20 protein-coding genes, 1 pseudogene and 1 riboswitch are annotated in these 18,384 nt (G+C 38.9%); of the genes and pseudogenes, 20 read left to right on the top strand and 1 reads right to left on the bottom strand.

Features of this window, described 5'->3' with window-relative positions:
* The 3 genes and pseudogenes from ACAN52_RS15630 to ACAN52_RS15620 form a co-directional block, all read left to right on the top strand.
* Positions 1–237 (top strand): annotated as a pseudogene (locus ACAN52_RS15630) (ABC transporter ATP-binding protein); the annotation flags it as partial.
* Positions 238–305: 68 nt separating this feature from the next.
* Entirely contained in the window at positions 306–950 is a 645-nt protein-coding gene (locus tag ACAN52_RS15625; protein ID WP_378955841.1) for a CBS domain-containing protein, read from the top strand.
* Between the two features lie 46 nt (positions 951–996).
* Positions 997–1,078, top strand: a riboswitch (NiCo riboswitch).
* A 162-nt stretch (positions 1,079–1,240) separates the two neighbouring features.
* The gene (locus ACAN52_RS15620) at positions 1,241–2,146 is read left to right on the top strand and encodes a cation diffusion facilitator family transporter (RefSeq protein ID WP_378955840.1); all 906 of its coding nucleotides are present in this window, start codon (positions 1,241–1,243) and stop codon (positions 2,144–2,146) included.
* 27 nt (positions 2,147–2,173) lie between these two features.
* Here the strand turns inward: ACAN52_RS15620 and ACAN52_RS15615 are convergent, their stop codons facing one another.
* On the bottom strand, positions 2,174–2,815 hold the full coding sequence (locus ACAN52_RS15615; protein ID WP_378955839.1) for a hypothetical protein: 642 nt from the start codon (positions 2,813–2,815) through the stop codon (positions 2,174–2,176).
* Positions 2,816–2,969: 154 nt separating this feature from the next.
* On the opposite strand from ACAN52_RS15615, the gene selD reads away from it, so the two are divergent.
* From selD to hprK, 17 genes are all read left to right on the top strand, one after another.
* Positions 2,970–4,013 carry a selenide, water dikinase SelD gene (gene selD, locus ACAN52_RS15610; RefSeq protein WP_378955838.1) on the top strand — a complete coding sequence of 348 codons (1,044 nt, stop codon included), beginning with the start codon at positions 2,970–2,972 and terminating at the stop codon, positions 4,011–4,013.
* A complete protein-coding gene (yedF, locus tag ACAN52_RS15605; RefSeq protein ID WP_378955837.1) occupies positions 4,003–4,596 on the top strand; it encodes a sulfurtransferase-like selenium metabolism protein YedF in 594 nt (197 codons plus the stop codon). Before selD ends, yedF begins: the two co-directional genes overlap by 11 nt.
* Positions 4,597–4,601: 5 nt before the next feature.
* Complete coding sequence (locus ACAN52_RS15600; protein ID WP_378955836.1) at positions 4,602–4,874, top strand: DUF3343 domain-containing protein; 273 nt, start codon at positions 4,602–4,604, stop codon at positions 4,872–4,874.
* A gap of 9 nt (positions 4,875–4,883) precedes the next feature.
* A complete protein-coding gene (locus ACAN52_RS15595) occupies positions 4,884–5,696 on the top strand; it encodes a mechanosensitive ion channel family protein (RefSeq protein WP_378955835.1) in 813 nt (270 codons plus the stop codon).
* Between the two features lie 20 nt (positions 5,697–5,716).
* Positions 5,717–5,917, top strand: coding sequence for a DUF951 domain-containing protein (locus tag ACAN52_RS15590; protein ID WP_378955834.1), 201 nt, complete (start codon positions 5,717–5,719; stop codon positions 5,915–5,917).
* Between the two features lie 109 nt (positions 5,918–6,026).
* The gene (ychF, locus tag ACAN52_RS15585) at positions 6,027–7,133 is read left to right on the top strand and encodes a redox-regulated ATPase YchF (protein WP_378955833.1); all 1,107 of its coding nucleotides are present in this window, start codon (positions 6,027–6,029) and stop codon (positions 7,131–7,133) included.
* A gap of 165 nt (positions 7,134–7,298) precedes the next feature.
* On the top strand, positions 7,299–7,583 hold the full coding sequence (gene rpsF / locus ACAN52_RS15580) for a 30S ribosomal protein S6 (RefSeq protein ID WP_378955832.1): 285 nt from the start codon (positions 7,299–7,301) through the stop codon (positions 7,581–7,583).
* A 26-nt stretch (positions 7,584–7,609) separates the two neighbouring features.
* A complete protein-coding gene (locus ACAN52_RS15575; RefSeq protein WP_378955831.1) occupies positions 7,610–8,029 on the top strand; it encodes a single-stranded DNA-binding protein in 420 nt (139 codons plus the stop codon).
* 15 nt (positions 8,030–8,044) lie between these two features.
* A complete protein-coding gene (gene rpsR, locus ACAN52_RS15570) occupies positions 8,045–8,275 on the top strand; it encodes a 30S ribosomal protein S18 (protein WP_106800038.1) in 231 nt (76 codons plus the stop codon).
* 110 nt (positions 8,276–8,385) lie between these two features.
* Positions 8,386–8,694: a MazG-like family protein gene (locus tag ACAN52_RS15565; protein WP_378955829.1), complete on the top strand. Its 309-nt coding sequence runs from the start codon at positions 8,386–8,388 to the stop codon at positions 8,692–8,694.
* Between the two features lie 4 nt (positions 8,695–8,698).
* Positions 8,699–9,661, top strand: a complete 963-nt coding sequence (locus ACAN52_RS15560) for a YybS family protein (RefSeq protein ID WP_378955828.1) — start codon at positions 8,699–8,701, stop codon at positions 9,659–9,661.
* 38 nt (positions 9,662–9,699) lie between these two features.
* Entirely contained in the window at positions 9,700–11,706 is a 2,007-nt protein-coding gene (locus ACAN52_RS15555) for a DHH family phosphoesterase (protein ID WP_378955827.1), read from the top strand.
* The gene (rplI, locus tag ACAN52_RS15550) at positions 11,678–12,127 is read left to right on the top strand and encodes a 50S ribosomal protein L9 (RefSeq protein ID WP_378955826.1); all 450 of its coding nucleotides are present in this window, start codon (positions 11,678–11,680) and stop codon (positions 12,125–12,127) included. The genes ACAN52_RS15555 and rplI overlap by 29 nt, the downstream gene beginning before the upstream one ends.
* Before the next feature lie 61 nt (positions 12,128–12,188).
* A complete protein-coding gene (gene lonC / locus ACAN52_RS15545; RefSeq protein ID WP_378955825.1) occupies positions 12,189–14,117 on the top strand; it encodes a Lon family ATP-dependent protease in 1,929 nt (642 codons plus the stop codon).
* Between the two features lie 21 nt (positions 14,118–14,138).
* Positions 14,139–15,473, top strand: coding sequence for a replicative DNA helicase (dnaB, locus tag ACAN52_RS15540; RefSeq protein ID WP_378955824.1), 1,335 nt, complete (start codon positions 14,139–14,141; stop codon positions 15,471–15,473).
* A gap of 609 nt (positions 15,474–16,082) precedes the next feature.
* Positions 16,083–17,369: an adenylosuccinate synthase gene (locus ACAN52_RS15535; RefSeq protein WP_378955823.1), complete on the top strand. Its 1,287-nt coding sequence runs from the start codon at positions 16,083–16,085 to the stop codon at positions 17,367–17,369.
* Between the two features lie 36 nt (positions 17,370–17,405).
* On the top strand, positions 17,406–18,335 hold the full coding sequence (hprK, locus tag ACAN52_RS15530) for an HPr(Ser) kinase/phosphatase (RefSeq protein WP_378955822.1): 930 nt from the start codon (positions 17,406–17,408) through the stop codon (positions 18,333–18,335).
* Positions 18,336–18,384: the final 49 nt, after the last annotated feature.

Here is an 18,384-nt window from a genome sequence, read left to right as displayed (position 1 = left end):
CTTCTTGATGAACCTTCGATGGGTCTTGCTCCGCTTTTAGTCCGAGAAATTTTCTCGATTGTGAAAGATATTAATGCCAGTGGCACAACGGTCTTACTGGTTGAACAAAATGCTCATATGGCTTTGTCCATTGCTCATCGTGCTTATGTACTGGAAACAGGACGCATTACCTTAGCTGGTGATGCGAAGGAACTAGCAGCGAGTGAGGAAATTCGAAAAGCATATTTGGGTGGCTAATGGAATAAATAAGGCTTGGCAAAAACCGAGTCTTATTTAGGTATATAATGAAAATGGAGATGATAAACATGTTTGTAGAACAACGAATGACATCAAATCCTATCACAATTACCTCGACGGCGACCATAGCCGACGCTTCAGAACTCATGCGTTCCAATCAGTTCCGTCGTCTGCCAGTTGTGGATAATGGTAAACTAGTCGGCCTTATTACTGATCGTGATCTTCGAGCTGTATCACCATCTCCGGCAACAACTTTATCTATTTTTGAACTGAATTATCTATTAGCAAAGATGCAAATCAAAGATATTATGCAAAAAAAAGTGATTACGATTCATTCAGATGCGACTGTTGAAGAAGCGGCTCTTTTGCTGTATAACCATCGGATTGGCGGCCTAGTCGTTGTTGATACTCAAGGTGCAGTCGTAGGTGTCATTACAGAAACAGATATCTTTAAGTGTTTTGTTGATGTAATGGGACTCGTAGAGGGAAAAACACGTCTGACGATTGATGTCACGGATAAAATTGGCATACTCAATGAGATTACGGAAATCTTTTTTCAAATGAATATTAATATTAGCAGTATGGTTACCTATACCTTACCTGACGCTAAAAAAGAAATGGTCATTCGGGCTGATATCTCTGATACAAAAGAATTATCAGAACGCTTAGCTACGTTAGGGTATCCAATCAATCATATTGCACATATTAAATAAAATGATCACTATGAAATATTTACACACAAATGTCTCATATGCTAATATAATATAAATAGGAACAGGCAACCATTAAATGGTGCAGCCGGGCGACAAGCAACAGGTCAATGTAAACCTGTGGGACCTTATGGTACCTGCAGGTTTTTTTTATGGAATCAGGGAGCAGACACTTTCTTGATTCTAAGTAAGAAGGACTAAAGCTTCTGCTGACGTCTGAAGACTTGGCAAAAGCCAAGTCTTTTCTTATTTGAATAAACGATCAATAAGTAATTATTTTGGGAGGAATATTCTTGCAGCATGTGGACAGTAAATTAAAGGAAAGTACAGCAAGGTTATCTGTTATTTCTAATTCCTTACTCGTGGTATTGAAATTAGTAGTAGGATTTTACACTGGAGCAGTGAGTATTATTTCTGAAGCGGCTCATTCTGCAGTGGATTTACTTGCAGCATTGATTGCCTTCTATGCTGTGCGAAAGGCTGATCAACCACCTGATGTTAACCATGCTTATGGTCATGGAAAAGTTGAAAATTTATCAGGAGCCATTGAAGCCGTCCTTATTATCGTAGCGGCTATATGGATTGTTTATGAAGCTGTAGATAAGCTGCACAATACTCATATGCCGGAATTCCTGGAATATGGTATTTTTATTATGCTGATTTCCATTGTAGCTAATTATTGGGTTTCTCGTAGATTGTATAAAGTTGCGTTACAAACCGGATCTCATGCTTTAGAAGCAGATGCCTTACATTTGCAAGCTGATATTTGGACATCTGCTGGCGTTTTAATCGGCTTGATCATTATCAAGATTACAAACGTTCCTTGGTTAGATCCGATGATTGCTATTTTAGTAGCAGGTGTGGTTTTTAAAGCTGGCTATGGCATGACGAAAAAAAGCCTGTATGAATTGACGGATATTAGTCTTCCTCTTGACGAAGAACAGATTATTATTGATGTAATTAAGAGTCATACTGAAGTTATTTCCTTTCATCAACTCCGTACACGCCGTTCAGGCAGTCGACGCTTAATTGATATGCATCTTATTTTATACAAAGATATGCATTTAAATAAAGCTCATATCGTATGTGATCAAATTGAAGCAGAAATTAAAGATAAACTAGAGTATTGTGATGTGGTGATCCACCTTGAGCCCTGTGATCATCATAAAGAAGAGTGTGCTTGTCCGTTTGAAGAATAAAAGATAAGCAGGAAGAAAATTTCCTGCTTATCTTTTTTTTGATTTAGTGGGAGGAGCATCATAGCTATCTCGAAGGTGCTTGCGGCGTACACGACTTTCAATAGGTAATTCCTTATCTCTATTAGATGTTATTTGGGATTGTATATTCGTAAGTAATGCTGTTTCGACTTCCTGAATATCTGAATCGAATGGTTCTTTGGTTTTTTGGGGAGATGGTTTATTTTTGGGGCATACTACGACGGACTGCTTTGGTAGACATGCACATTGGCGATGGCATGTTTCGAAGAGGCGGCGAAGGGCCTCCATTTCGACTACTTGTTCAGCGGTCTGGTGTGGTATATCGGTTGCTGTGATCGGGTTTGCAAGTAAACGGAATAAATCGACGGGAGCGCAAGAAACTTTTAAAAAATCGCTGCTGAACTCGAGTTTATAACATAATAATTCTAAAAAGATGTCAATTACAGTTCCTGCATTATCAGCGCGCCGAACAGCACGTTCAAAAACATCAGGACAAATTTCAGGTGTGCGATGGATTTCTTCTGATGCACCGACGAGTAGGCGATACGATGCTACGAGGGAAGATAAATTTGGAATGACTGCATTGATATCTGCAAGTATGAGATCAATAATAGGTTGAGGATTTTGGGTGGTATCTGAAGTTATAGCCATAATGATCGCCTCACTTTAGCGTGTTGCATCATTATATGCGAGGAGTATATTCAGTGTTAAAAAACCTTAAAAAAGGATTTTGCCTGAAAAAGTATAATATATAACGCATTAAAGAATGTACATTATATTTCAATGTGGAAAGGAGGCAAGGAGTATGGCTGATGTGAATAAAATAAAATTAACGCAATTTACTAAAAGTGGCGGTTGAGCTGCTAAAATAGGGCCGGGGGCCTTGACACACGTGTTGTGTCAGCTTAAAAAATCAAATGATCCTTGTCTCTTAGTTGGGATTGAAACCGCTGATGATGCTGGTGTGTACAAAATTAATGAAACAACAGCTCTCATTCAAACCTTAGATTTTTTTACACCGATTGTTGATGACCCCTATCTGTTCGGACAAATTGCAGCAGCGAATAGTTTAAGTGATGTATATGCCATGGGGGGGAAACCTCTCACTGTCATGAATATTGTGGCATTTCCTATCGGATGTTTGCCAGCAGAAGTTCTGGGAGACATTTTGGCTGGAGGGCAAGATAAAATCATGGAAGCTGGTGCCGTTCTTGTAGGCGGACATACAATTGAAGACAAAGAACCCAAATATGGTCTGAGCGTAACTGGGACTGTCCATCCCGATCACATTTGGACCAATGCTGGTGCGAAACCAGGTGATCAACTCATATTAACAAAAGGTATTGGTACAGGAGTGCTAACCACCGCAGCTAGAGCTGAAATGTTTCCTAGTGGAGTAGAGGGGGCGATTCAAAGTATGGCAACTTTAAATCGCACTGCAGCTGAGATTGCTGCAAAATATACAGTGCATGCTTGTACTGATATTACAGGTTTTGGATTACTAGGGCATGCATACGAAATGGCTGCAGGTAGCGGTGTCGTTATGAAATTACAATCAACAGCGATTCCCTTATTGCCTGATGCAGCTGAAGCTGCCAATATGGGATTTGTGCCGAGCGGGGCTTATGCCAATCGAGACTATTTGAAAACAATTATAATAGCGTCCCATGTGCCAGTTCATATTCAGGATTTATGTTTTGATCCTCAGACATCAGGAGGATTGTTACTAAGTGTACCTTTTAATGTGGCTGATCTACTGTTAAGAGATTTACACAAGGCTGGTATTGTTGGGGCTGCGATTATTGGTGAAGTTACACAAGAGGGGAGAGGCGAAATATATGTCGATTAATATTGATGCTCGAGGGCTTGCTTGCCCGCAGCCCGTCATTGCGACTAAGAAAGCCCTAGAAGGCATCACTGATGGAGTCGTGACCATCCTAGTGGATAATATGGTTTCAAAAGAAAATGTTGTAAAATTTTCAACTGCTCATGGATGTGGTGTGAGCGTTATTAATCAAGATGGAAATTTTTTGGTAAAGATCAGCAAGGGAGCACCTATGCCTGAACAGGCAGTGATTTCTGAGCCTGTAGCCGGTGGTCATACTGTTTATGTCATGACTCAAGATACCTTAGGGAAAGGTAAGGATGAACTAGGGGCCGTTTTGATGAAAGGATTCATTTATACACTGCTTGAGATCAAACCACTGCCTAAGGCGATTTTATTTATGAATGGGGGAATTCTGTTGACGATTGCAGATTCACCTGTAATAGAAAATTTAAAAAAATTAGAACAGGCTGGGATAGAAATCTTATCTTGCGGTACGTGCCTTGATTATTTTGCAGTCAAGGATAAATTGGCAGTTGGCGGCATAACAAATATGTATACGATTGTCGAAATGATGTCGGCAGCAAGTAAAGTGATTACATTATAAGGCATATGATGATGTATATTACTTATGATCGTTTACTTTCGTTTGCCTCAGTACACCATGCCATCCGTGCTGAAAAAATATTATTGGAAATCGGTATTACCGTTATTGCCTTGCCGACACCTAGGGAAATCGATATTAGTTGCGGTCAATGTCTACTTTTTACAGCGATTGATCAAGAACGAGTTGTGGATATATTAAATGAAAAAGCGGCAAAATGGAGCCGGTTATTTAAAAGAGATATTCAAAATAGAGTCTATGAAGAGATTGAAAGTCGGTGATGTATGCCAATGTTGCTTACCCCAGAAACTTTACTATTCGTTGGTAATAGAATCATTCGTATTGTCGGTATTTTACTCGGGGCGATGCTCACTCTCAGGCTCTTTACTTTGATTGTAAATCAGGTATTTATCCCTAATGTTGTGGGCAAGGCTTTAAAATTTGATGAAAAACGTGCTCGCACCTTAAGTAGTTTAGTGCAGAGCATTGTGCGGTACATGATTTATTTTGTTGCCATTGTTATGGTATTGCAAGAATTTAAGATTGATACAACATCTATTGTAGCTGGAGCTGGAATCGTAGGTTTAGCCCTGGGGGTGGGGGCACAAAGTTTAATTAAAGACTTTATCACAGGCTTTTTCATTGTCCTTGAAAATCAGTTTGCTGTTGGTGATTACATTGTAAGTGGTGATATGGGGGGGACGGTGGAAGAGATTGGTCTTCGTGTGACCAAACTGCGGGATTTTAATGGAGTCTTACATATCATTCCTCACGGCGCTATTGTACGAGTGAGTAATCATACAAGGGGGCATATGCAGGCAACTGTGAATGTACCAGTAGCCTATGGGGCTGATATTGGTAAAGTACTCACATTACTTGAAGAAGCTTGCGAACATGTGAGTAAGAATTTGGCCGAGGTGATGATTGAAGGGCCTAAAGTAGTTGGGGTCGTTGATTGGCGATCTCAGGAACTGGTTATTCGGATGGTCGCTAAAACTGTCCCTTTAGAACAAGTAAAAGTTGAAACAGCTCTTCGTCATCAAATTAAACTATTATTTGATGAGGCTAATATTTCACCACCCAATATACAGATTATAAAATGAGTAAATGAGGGATAGTTAACATGATGGTGCGCTATGAAATTGGTGACATTGTAAAAATGAAAAAAACTCATCCTTGCGGTTCAGACCAATGGGAAATTACTCGAACAGGTATTGATTTCAAAATGAAGTGCATGGGATGCGGACATCACGTCATGATCCCAAGACCCAAATTTGAAAAAGCTGTCAAAGAAATTTTACAGCACAAAGAATCAGAATCATAGAAAACACAATAACTGTGAAACAGCTTATTCTTAGGTTGAAAATTCGTGGCGAATACTCTACAATAAGAAAAGCTATAAGTAGAATTTGCAAGTAAGGTGGAATAGATGAATGAGTACAAATTTAGAAGTGGGTATCGTTGGTTTACCAAATGTAGGTAAAAGTACATTGTTTAATGCCATTACCAAAGCTGGTGCAGAAGCGGCTAATTATCCTTTTTGCACAATTGAACCTAATGTGGGAGTTGTAGATGTACCGGATGAACGTTTACCTCACTTAGTAGAGATGTACAAAACAAAACGTTGTATACCAACAGCGATGCGTTTTGTCGATATTGCTGGTCTCGTTAAAGGTGCTTCCAAAGGCGAAGGCTTGGGCAATAAATTTTTGGCGCATATTCGCCAAGTTGATGCAGTGGCTCAAGTTGTACGTTGCTTTGTTGATGAGAATGTGACTCATGTTGAGGGAGGGCTAGATCCTCTACGAGATATTGAAATTATTAATACTGAATTATGTTTAGCAGATTTGGATACTCTTGAGAAACGTATGGAGAGAGTGCAAAAACTTGTAAAAACTGGTGATAAAAAAGCGCCAGCAGAAATGGCAGTACTTACTAGCATAAAAAAAATGTTAGAGCAAGCACTGCCAGCTCGTCGTGTGGAGATGACTGACGATGAGGCATTACTCATCAGTGATCTTAATTTAATGACCTTAAAACCAGTCCTTTTTATTGCTAATGTAAGTGAAGATGAAGTGGCTCAAGCTGATGATAATGAGTATGTTAAAATTGTACAGAAATACGCAGCAGAAGAGGGCGCTGAGGTTGTTACGATCTCTGCTAGAGTGGAAGCAGAGATTGCTGAACTGTCCAGTGAAGATGCTAAGGAATTTTTAGCGGAACTTGGTTTAGCTGAATCAGGCCTGGATAAACTGATTAAAGCATCCTATAAACTTTTGGGACTTATCACTTATTTAACAGCAGGTGTACAGGAAGTCCGTGCATGGACCATCAAAAAAGGTACTAAAGCTCCGCAAGCAGGGGGAAAGATTCACTCTGATATTGAAAGAGGCTTTATTCGTGCCGAGATTGTTTCTTATGATGATTTAGTCTCTACAGGCAGTGCTAATGCAGCAAGGGAAAAAGGATTAGTTCGCCTAGAAGGTAAAGACTATGTTATGCAGGATGGGGATGTAACTCATTTTAGATTTAACGTTTAAAAAATCACTAAAAAAGGATAAAATGCAATTAATTCTCTTGCATTTTACCCTACCTTAGTGATATAATACATCAGTCTAGGGAAGCCTAGCGAGGTTTGAAAGATAATTTCAAAACCTTCCCTGCTCCCATAAGGGAGCCATTAGTCCAAAGGAGGAGGTGTTTTAATGAGAAAGTACGAAATAATGTTTATTGTTAAGCCGTTAGATGAAGAGGGTACAAATGCAGTTATTACCAAGTTTGAAAACCTAATTAACAACAACGGTGGACAAGTTGAGAAGATTGATCGTTGGGGTAAAAAACGTTTAGCTTATTTAGTAAACGACTTCGCTGAAGGTTTTTACTGCTTAGTAAACTTCACTGCAGTTCCAGCTACAATTCTTGAGCTTGATCGCATAATGAAGATTACTGAAGATATCTTGAAATTCATGATTATTAGAATTGACGAATAGATAAATAAGCCAGGGAGGATAACGCCATGAATAAGGTTATATTAGTCGGTCGCTTAACGCGAGATCCAGAAGTTCGCTATACACAAACGGGTAAAGCAGTCGCTTCATTCAGTATAGCGGTCAATACTGGATTTGGTGATAATAAGCGTGCTGATTTTGTTCCAATTGTGGTATGGGATAAACTGGCGGAAATTTGCGGAAATAATCTTACCAAAGGTCGTAATGTACTCGTTGAAGGACGCTTACAAATTAGTGAGTATGAAAAAGATGGACAGAAACGACGTACAACTGAAGTAGTCGCCCAAAACGTCGAGTTTTTGGAGTCTAAGCAAGCTGTTAGTGGCAACACTAACGCTGCTAGTACTAGTACAAGTCCTGCCAAATCCGGATATGATGTCAGCTCCTTTGGGACAGAGGTCTTCCCTGAAGAAGAAATTCCATTTTAAAAGGAGGTTTTTTCGGTGAAACGTGAAAGAGGAAGAAAGCCTAAAAAGAAAATTTGTAGTTTCTGCGTTGATAAAGTAGAAACTATCGATTATAAAGAACTTACAAAAATTCGTCGTTACACGACTGAACGTGGCAAGATCTTGCCTCGTCGTATTTCTGGTAACTGCGCAAAACATCAGCGTAGAGTCACTTTGGCAATCAAACGTGCACGTATTGTTGCATTATTGCCATTTACAGCAGAATAAACAGAAAAAAGAGAGGTTATATAACCTCTCTTTTTATTTTTATCCTGCAGGAAACCGACCCTTGATTTGCGAATACTATGTAAGTAGTGCAATTTAAGGAGGTGCCTGTTGTGTTTTCTAATGAATCAGACATTTTGCGTAAAATGCGTTTAATAGAGTGGCTTAAAGCTGAACTCATTACTCAGGTTGGTTACTTATATCAGGCTATGGCAAAAAACAGCGAGCAGGCGATTCGTGAAGGTTTAGCAGGCCTTATTGTTGCATGTTATATTTTAGCAAGGCGTCTAGGTATTAGTTTTGATTCGTTAGATCAGGATGTATTGAAAAAAGTTGAACAAAATATAAAAAGTGAGCATGAAGTGGAGAAATGGTTTGGTGACTTTAGTGAATACCAGAATTATCTCCGCCCAAAGAGGTGAAGCGATGAGACAGACAAAAGTACGTTCCATGGTTGAAGGCGGCCTTTTAGCAGGGATTGCCATCATATTTGCCATTATTAGTGCTTATTTACCAGTGGTTGGACCGTTTGTGAATTTACTCTGGCCTGTACCGATTATTTTACTTGGTGTACGACATGGCTATAAATGGAGTATTATGGCAACTGTGGTAGCTGGGGTCATCATTGCCATGTTATTGCATCCTCTGCAAGCTGTTAGCGTAGTCGTTGGTTTTGGTTTAATTGGTATTGTCCTTGGCTATGCCTTTCGTATGGAATTTAGCCCAGGGAAAACCATGTTGTGGGGAACTCTTGCATCTCTTATCTCTAAAGCTGCATTGCTCGGTATTGGAGCGGCGATGACGGGAATTAATCCCTTTGCCATGCAAAGTGATGTTATGGCGCAAGCAATGGAGCAAGGTGTAGAAGTTTATCGGAACTTTGGTATTGCAGAGCAAGAATTAGCTAAAATGAAAGAAAGTATGGAGACAATGCTTGATCTTGTGAAAGTGATACTGCCAGCAGGATTTATTATGGCATCAGTCGTTGATACTTTTTTAAATTATGCAATTGCAAAAACTGTATTAAAAAAATTAGGACATACGATGCCAGATTTTCCGCCCTTCAAAAATTGGACTTTACCCGATTATATCGTTTACTTTTTTGCCCTTGCATTGGTTATGATTTATTGGGGGAAAAGCCGAGAAATTGATCTCCTTTATACAATTGGGATGAATATACAAGTATTGACGAGTACGCTCCTATTGGTACAGGGATTGTCTTTATTTTACTATGTTGTCGATAAATACAATTTGTCAAGAATGGTTAGGGGTATTATACTATTCTTGATATTAACAAATGGTTTGTTTTCGCAAATTTTGATTTTTGCTGGTGCGATTGACTCTATTATTGATTATCGACACTTACGTTCGCCACGCAAGAGTGGATAATACTTTGTTTTTTAAGAGCCTACAAGGAGGGGTAATTTATGCCGCATGGTCCATCCTTTTGGTTTGATACACGTATTTACCTTGCTGTAGCGGCAGCTTTATTAGTGATTATTGTCTTTTATAACCCTTATGTAGCCATATTAGGGGCTATTTTATTAGTCGCACTTTACTCATATGGACACGAACGTCACATCCAGCAACAGAGGGCTCTTAGTCGATATTTATATAGTATGACCCACAATATTGAACAAGGATCCTCTCATGCTCTAAAAAATTTACCACTCGTGATGATTATTGTTGATCGTAAAGGGCGTCTATATTGGTATAATGATGTACTGACAGAGTGGTTTGATGATGAAATAAAAGTAGGTCATTCGATATTTTTATTGTGTCCTTCTTTGCCTTTAGAAAAAAACTGGGGAAAATCTGGCCAAGAAATATTTAGTGAGAATGATAAATATTATGAAATCATCTATAAACCCGTAGAATATGCCGATGATGAAATGGAATTGATGATTTTTTATATTAGTGACATTACCACTTGTGAAAAAATAAAACTTCGATCTCTGGATGCTGTACCTGTTATGGTTTATATTCAAATTGATAATTATAATGATGTATTGCAGGGATTAAGCGAAAATCAACGAACATCAGTCTTAGGTGAAGTCAATAAACTTCTTGCTGCCTGGGTAACAGAAAATGAAGCTGTGCTTAAAAAATACGCTGACGATATGTATCTTGCCGTATTTAATCGTCAACAATTGAATAAGTGTTTGCAAGAAAAGTTTGATATTCTCGACAAAGTACGTGCCATTCATGCCGGAAATAAAATTCCTGTGACACTCAGTATGGGAGTGGCGGCCGATGAAACTTCAGTTGCTATGCTAGGAGAAAAAGCTCAAGCTGGTCTTGATTTGGCATTAGGACGTGGTGGTGATCAAGTTGCAGTGCACATCAATGGGAAAATGCAGTTTTATGGTGGCAAAGCCAAAGCTGTAGAAAAAAATACGCGTGTAAAAGCACGAATTGTTGCGCAAGCTCTGCGGGAAATCATTAGTGATGCCGATTTGGTATTAGTGATGGGGCATGGTAATGAGGATTTTGATAGTTTAGGAGCAGCCATTGGTGTGGCCATTATGGCGCGTCATTTAGGAAAACAGACTCGCATCGTTGTCAGCCATCCTAGTATCTCTTTGAGTAAATTGAAAGAAATATTTGGCGATAATGAAGAATATAAAGATTTGTTTATTTCACAAGCGAGTGCTATGGCAATGCTCAGTCAGCGAACCTTACTGTTTGTAGTCGATGTTCATCATCCAGATATTACTGCTGCTCCTGAGTTACTCAGCAAGATTGATCGTGTTGTGGTGATTGATCATCATCGCCGTTCAGAAACTTTTATTGCTAATCCACTACTGGTATATCTTGAACCATCGGCTTCATCTACATGTGAACTGGTCACAGAGTTATTAATGTATTTTGATGATTATTTAAACTTTAATAAACTCGATGCAACAGCATTGTATGCAGGGATTGTTGTTGATACCAAGCAATTTTCAGTACAAAGCGGAGTACGTACTTTTGATGCGGCAGCCTACTTGAGACGGGCTGGGGCTGATCCCAAATTAGTACGCCAAATGTTTCGTTTGGATTTTGAAACAATAAAAGCGCGAGCTGAAATTTTAAATCAGGCTGAAATGCTTCCAGGTGGCGCAGTCGTAGCTGATTGTCCACGTAATATTCGGAATGCACAAATTGTAGCCTCGCAAGTAGCGGATATGCTTCTTAATGTTGAAGGCGTCAATGTAAGTTTTGTATTATTTACCATGGAAGAAGGCGGCGTTGGCATTAGCGCTCGCTCCAATGGCGACGTGAATGTCCATGTCATCATGGAAGAACTTGGTGGCGGTGGACATCAAACTGTAGCTGGTGCTCAATTGAGAAAATCAAGCATAGAAGAAGTAAAGCGCCAAATTATTCAACTGAGCGCTAAATATATAGAGGAGAGTGGAGAAAATGAAAGTAATTCTACAACAAGAAGTTAAAAAACTTGGTAAAAAAGGTGATATTATAGAGGTCTCAGAGGGGTATGCGCGCAATTATCTGCTCTTACAGAAATTAGCCATTCCAGCGACTGCCTCAAATGTAAATAACGCCAGCCAACAAAAAGCATCAGAGGAACGTAAAGTACAGCGTGCAATTGATGAAGCTAATTTCTTGGCAGCTCAAATGTCAAAAGTAGAGGTAACAGTAAGTGTTAAAATCGGTGAAGGTGGCAAGCTATTTGGTTCAGTTACCTCCAAAGATATTGCTGATGCACTACTTAGTCAACATAAAATTGAGCTTGATAAACGTAAAATTGACTTAAAAGATGCCATTAAAGCTGTAGGTACATACCCTGTAGCAATTAAGTTGTATCCAGAAATCAGTGCAAAGATACAAGTACACATTATTGCTAAACAGTAAAGAGGTATGGTTTTCCCCACCCTTTTCCTCATGATAGAGGAAATTAGAAAGGATTAGTGCTATGAAAGACTTTTTTAAAAAATTTAGACCTAATCGATCACTGCCTTTGACTGTAGCAGCAGATGAGCAACTCAAGCGCCAAGTTACGGCTTTGTATGAACTCTATTCAGGGATTTTTGGGTCGGATAAAGTCGTATTAAAAGCTGGTAAACTCGATGCGTTAGCATTAATGAGTTCAGATAAATTACCAGAAAGAGTATTGGCTTTACAAAAGTTGGTATTTGAAGATCCAACAATTGAGCAACTCCCTCCCGTTCATAAGATACCAGAATTATTGGCTCAAATTGAAGAAGAAGTAGCAGACTTAATGGCTCGACAGACATTAGAAGACCGGTTAGAAAAGAAAATAAATGAAAAAATGGAAGAACGTCACCTGGAATATGTCCGGGAAATAAAAATGCAAGTACTCAAAGAACAAGAAAATAATGTTGAGAATCCTCAAACTCTGAAAAAGTATGCGATGTTAGAAGTATTAGAACAAAAAAAACTAACAACATCAGCGATGGAACTTACGCGTCCAGCACTGCTATCAGAGATTGTTGGGCAAGAAAGGGCTGTTGAAGCTCTCAGCGCAAAGCTTGCTTCACCTTATCCACAACATCTTATTTTATACGGCCCGCCAGGAGTTGGTAAAACAACAGCTGCCCGCCTTGTCCTTGAAGCTGCCAAAAAACTTAAATTTACTCCTTTTGCGGGTGATGCTCCTTTCGTTGAAGTGGATGGAACAACTCTGCGTTGGGATTCCAGAGGAATGACTAACCCTTTATTAGGGTCCGTTCATGATCCTATTTACCAAGGGGCTAGAAGAGATTTAGCAGAGACTGGTGTTCCTGAGCCTAAGACCGGTTTGGCAACAGATGCCCATGGTGGTATTTTGTTCATTGATGAAATTGGCGAAATGGATGCAATGCTACAAAATAAATTGCTTAAAGTCTTAGAAGATAAACGAGTCTCATTTGACTCAGCCTATTATGATCCTTCTGATCCTAATGTTCCCAAATATATTAAAAAGTTATTTGAAGATGGTGCTCCAGCAGATTTTATTTTGATTGGAGCAACCACGCGTGATGCTTCTGATATTAATCCGGCGATTCGATCGCGTTCCGCTGAAATTTATTTTGAACCATTAACGCCAAAACATATTGAAGAAATCGTATCGAATGCAGCTCTTAAGTTAAAGGTAACACTAGAGCCTGATGTGGCATCCCTTATTAGTGAGTATACGATTGAAGGACGTAAAGCCATTAATATTTTATCGGATGCATTTGGGTTAGCCTTGTATCGTGCTGGAGATATTGATCAAGTTGTTATCAACTGTGAAGATATTTATAAAGTAGTTCAGGTGAGTCGCTTGAGTCCTTATGTGAGTCGTAAAGGCACTGAAACTGGAGAAGTCGGCAAAGTATTTGGACTTGGGGTATCTGGGTATCTTGGTTCAGTACTAGAAATCGAAGCAGTTGCTTTCCCTGCTTCTGAGAAAGGCAAGGGACGAATACGTTTTAATGATACAGCAGGTAGTATGGCTAAAGACTCTGTCTTTAATGCTGCCGCTGTAGTGAGAAAAACCACTGGTGAAGATTTGGGAAATTATGATCTTCATATTAATATTATTGGTGGAGGTCGCATTGATGGACCGTCAGCAGGCACTGCGATTGTGATTGCTATTATCTCGGCAATTACTCAAAAGCCTATTTGGCAGGATATCGCAATCACAGGTGAAATTTCCATCCAAGGTAAGGTCAAAGCTGTCGGCGGTGTATTCGAAAAAGCCTATGGTGCCAAACAGGCTGGCATGACTCGAATGATTATTCCTAAAGAAAATGAGAAAGATATTCCACATGGACACTTAGGTTTAACGATTATTCCTGTTGAAAATGTCGAAGAAGCCATCGAAATTTTATTGAATGATACTAAACAGAAAAGCGCATAGGAATCGGGGTGAGATAAGCTTTTGTTAGATAGAATACCACCACAAAATATTGAAGCTGAACAAGCAGTACTTGGAGCGATGCTCATTGAGCGAGAAGCTATTTCTAAGGTTGCTGAATTTTTGCGACCTGAAGATTGTTATCGTGAGGCTCATAGGCTGATCTATAATGCCATGCTCGAACTATTCAATAAAAATGATGCAGTCGATATGGTTACCGTTATTGAGTTTTTGCGTAAAATCGACAAGTTAGAAACTGCAGGCGGTATTTCTTATATCACATCATTGACGAATAGTGTTCCAACTGCTGCCAATGTACTGTATCATGCGAAAATAGTAGAAGAAAAAGCACTACTCCGCCAACTTATTAATGCGGCTACTAATATTGCTAGTATGGGGTATGAAGGTAGCGAGGAAGTCGCTGGTATTTTAGATACTGCAGAAAAAACCATATTAGCCGTATCAAGTCGCAAATCAGGGAAAGATTTTACGCCGATAAAAAGTATTATCTTTGATGCATTCAATAAAATTGAGCAGTTGTATGCTTCGAAAGGGAGCATTACTGGACTCTCGACAGGATTTAAAGATTTAGATCGATTGACATCAGGTTTACAGCCATCTGACCTTATCCTGATTGCAGCGAGACCAAGTATGGGAAAGACAGCCTTTGTACTCAATATTGCTCAACATATTGGTATCAAGGAAAAGAAAGCCGTGGCTTTCTTTAGTCTGGAAATGTCAAAAGAGCAACTTGTTCAACGTATGTTGTGCGCAGAGTCGACTATTGATTCTCAGAGGCTGCGTATTGGTGAACTTGAAGCTAATGATTGGACAAAACTAGTTAGTGGAGCAGATAGACTATCTGCAGCGCCTATTTTTATTGATGATACATCAGGTATTACGGTTATGGAAATGCGCTCTAAAGCTAGAAGACTCAAAATTGAGTACGATTTGCAATTGATCATTATTGATTATTTGCAACTCATGCAGGGGAGCAGTAAAGGCAAGGGGAGCGAAAATCGTCAACAAGAAATTTCTGAAATATCTCGATCTCTAAAAGGACTCGCTCGGGAAATTGGCGTACCAGTCATTGCCTTGTCCCAGCTTAGCCGTAGTGTAGAATCGCGGCAGGTCAAAAAACCTATGCTTAGCGATCTTCGAGAATCAGGTTCTCTTGAGCAAGATGCTGATATTGTAGCGTTCTTATATCGGGATGATTATTATAATCCTGATAGTGAACAAAAAAATATTACAGAAGTCATCATTGCGAAACATCGTAATGGTCCCGTCGATACGGTTCAATTATTTTTCCATAAACAATTTACTAAGTTTAGTGATTTATCAAAGTTACCAGAATAGAGGCCAGTACTGACTAACGCCTCTTTTCTGGCGGAATCGGAAAGCATATCACTTTCTCGATTTCAAGTAAGAATGACTAAGGCTTATGCCTGCGTCTGAGGACTTGGCACAAGCCAAGTCTTTTCTTACGTAATCAGAAAGTATAACACTTTCTCGATATCAGAAGGGGCGAAGTATTTTTTGATTATCAGCTAACGAAGTGTACCGTTCATATAAAGTAGGTATACAGTGGATAAGATAAGATCTAATGAATAAAATCCGAACAATACATAAATATAGGACGAGAACATTCGAAATGAAATTGACACTATAAGAGTAAAATGCTATGATGTTAAGGGGAAATTGTAAAGTTATTAACATTTTTAAATATAAGAATGTTATTTGGATTTCTTTTTTTCATATTGGATAAAATATGTATAAATAAAATTTGCAAACAACTTATCAACAGAGTTATCCACAAAGTGTGCATAAGTTATTCTGATATGTTAATACCATTATGGATAAAATTAGGTTGTTAAAAGTAAGAATAAAATATAAAAGAGACTGAAGTCTTGTATTAGGTAATAATATAATGTTCGGTCTCCTATAAGAATGGGAAGGGTGAAGTTTATGTCAGCAATCGTAGTTATGGGTACACAATGGGGCGATGAAGGTAAAGGTAAGATTGTCGATTATTTAGCAGAACAGGCCGATGTTGTTGCTCGTTATCAAGGAGGCAATAATGCAGGGCACACTGTTGTTGTAGCTGGTAAAGAATTTAAACTCCATTTGTTACCGTCAGGGATTTTATATAAAGGAAAAACTTGCGTTGTTGGTAACGGTGTGGTAATTGATCCAGCTGTAATGATCAAAGAAATTAAAGGCATGCAAGAAAAAGGTTTTGAGACTGTAGGATTAAAAATTTCCAATCGTGCTCATGTGATTATGCCTTATCATCGTTTACTTGATGAAGTCGAAGAAGAATATCGTGGAGATCATAAAATCGGTACAACGAAACGTGGTATTGGTCCATGTTATATGGATAAAAACTCTCGGTGCGGTATTCGTATGGTTGACCTTATGGATGCTGAGGAGTTTGCAGAAAAACTCAAACGTAATCTAGATGCAAAAAATCATTTATTTAAGGCTGTTTATGGTGTTGAAGGCTTTGACTATGAAACAGTCAAAAATGAATATTTAGGTTATGCTGAAGAATTACGCTCTTATGTTGTTGATACATCAGCAACCTTAAATCAAGCCCTCAAACAAGGTAAAAAAGTCTTGTTTGAAGGAGCGCAAGCTACTATGCTTGATCTGGATCATGGTACTTATCCTTATGTTACTTCTTCTAATCCTATCGCTGGTGGTGTAGGTGTAGGAGCAGGTATTGGACCGACTAAGATCAATAATGTAGTTGGTGTAGTCAAAGCTTACACAACTCGTGTTGGTGAAGGACCTTTCCCAACAGAATTATTTGATGAAATGGGTGACCATATCAGAGAAGCTGGTCATGAGTATGGTACAACAACTGGTCGGCCGCGTCGTTGTGGATGGCTTGATGCTTGTGTAGTTCGCTATGCTGTTGATTTAAGTGGTATTGATTATATGGCAATTACGCGTTTAGATATTTTGGATGCTGTAAAAACATTGAAAATATGCGTTGCCTATAAATATAAAGGTGAAATCATTAATGAATTCCCTGCAAGTTTGAAAACTTTAGCAGCTGTTGAGCCTGTTTATGAAGAATTCACAGGTTGGGAAACTGATACGACTGGTGTACGTCTCTATGAAGATTTACCTCTGAATGCTCGTCTTTATTTAGAGCGATTAAGTGAAGTTGCAGGCACTAAACTTGGTATTGTATCAGTAGGACCTGGTCGTGACCAAACAATTATTTTAGCAGATATGTTTAAATAAGAATCATAATTGATAGAATAGATGTAGGTGAAAACAATGGCAAAATTATTATTAAAAGAGATTGTTGATTGTTTTGCTCTTGAAGTACTAAATGCGGATACTAACCTAGATAGTTTAGTAGGAGTATCTGATATTAACCGGCCAGGACTTGTCTTGGCCGGTTATCTCCAGTACTTTGATGGAGAGCGTATTCAGGTCATTGGCAGGACTGAAATATCTTTTCTAGAATCTCTTGAAAAAGAGTTAGCTAATGAACGGTGGCAGGCTCTAATCAATCTTACATTTCCATGTTTAATCATAACTCGTAATATGGAATTACCTGATGAGTGGATCAAAATTGCAACTGAACGGCAGTTGCCAATTTTGAGAACACATTTACCTACGACTCGCTTTATGGCACAACTGACCGATTATCTTGAACAAAAATTAGCACCGAGTGTGACGATCCATGCTGTACTTGTTGATGTCCATGGGATTGGTACACTGATTATTGGTGAGAGCGGTGTTGGTAAAAGTGAATCAGCTTTAGAACTCATAAGACGTGGTCATCGTTTAGTGGCTGATGATGCTGTTGACGTGATTCGGAGCGGGGAAGATATCCTTATTGGTAGTGCGCCTGAAGTCTTACGCCATGTGATGGAAGTTCGAGGGCTTGGCATCTTAAATATTAAAGCTTTATTTGGAATTGGAGCCATACGGCCACGACAAAAAATTCAGCTGGTTATTCGCCTAGAAGAGTGGAAACAAGATCGATATTATGATCGTTTGGGGATTGACGAAGAGCAACATGAAATTTTAGGTGTAGGGTTACCTTGTAAGACGATCCCTGTTCGGCCAGGTCGTAATCTTTCAAACATCATCGAAGTAGCTGCCATGAATTATAGGTTAAAGAATCTTGGTTATGATGCAGCAGAACAATTTATTGAAAAACAAAGAAAGTATTGTTTAACTGATCATCAAGATTAATAAAAAATGCAAAAAAACATGAAAAATAGCGAAAAAGATGTTGACAAGA

It is taken from the genome of Pelosinus sp. sgz500959 (assembly GCF_042610375.1).
Lineage (GTDB): Bacteria > Bacillota > Negativicutes > DSM-13327 > DSM-13327 > CTSoil-075.
Note: the sequence above shows the minus strand (reverse complement) of the source record. Positions and strands in the feature narration are given on the sequence as shown.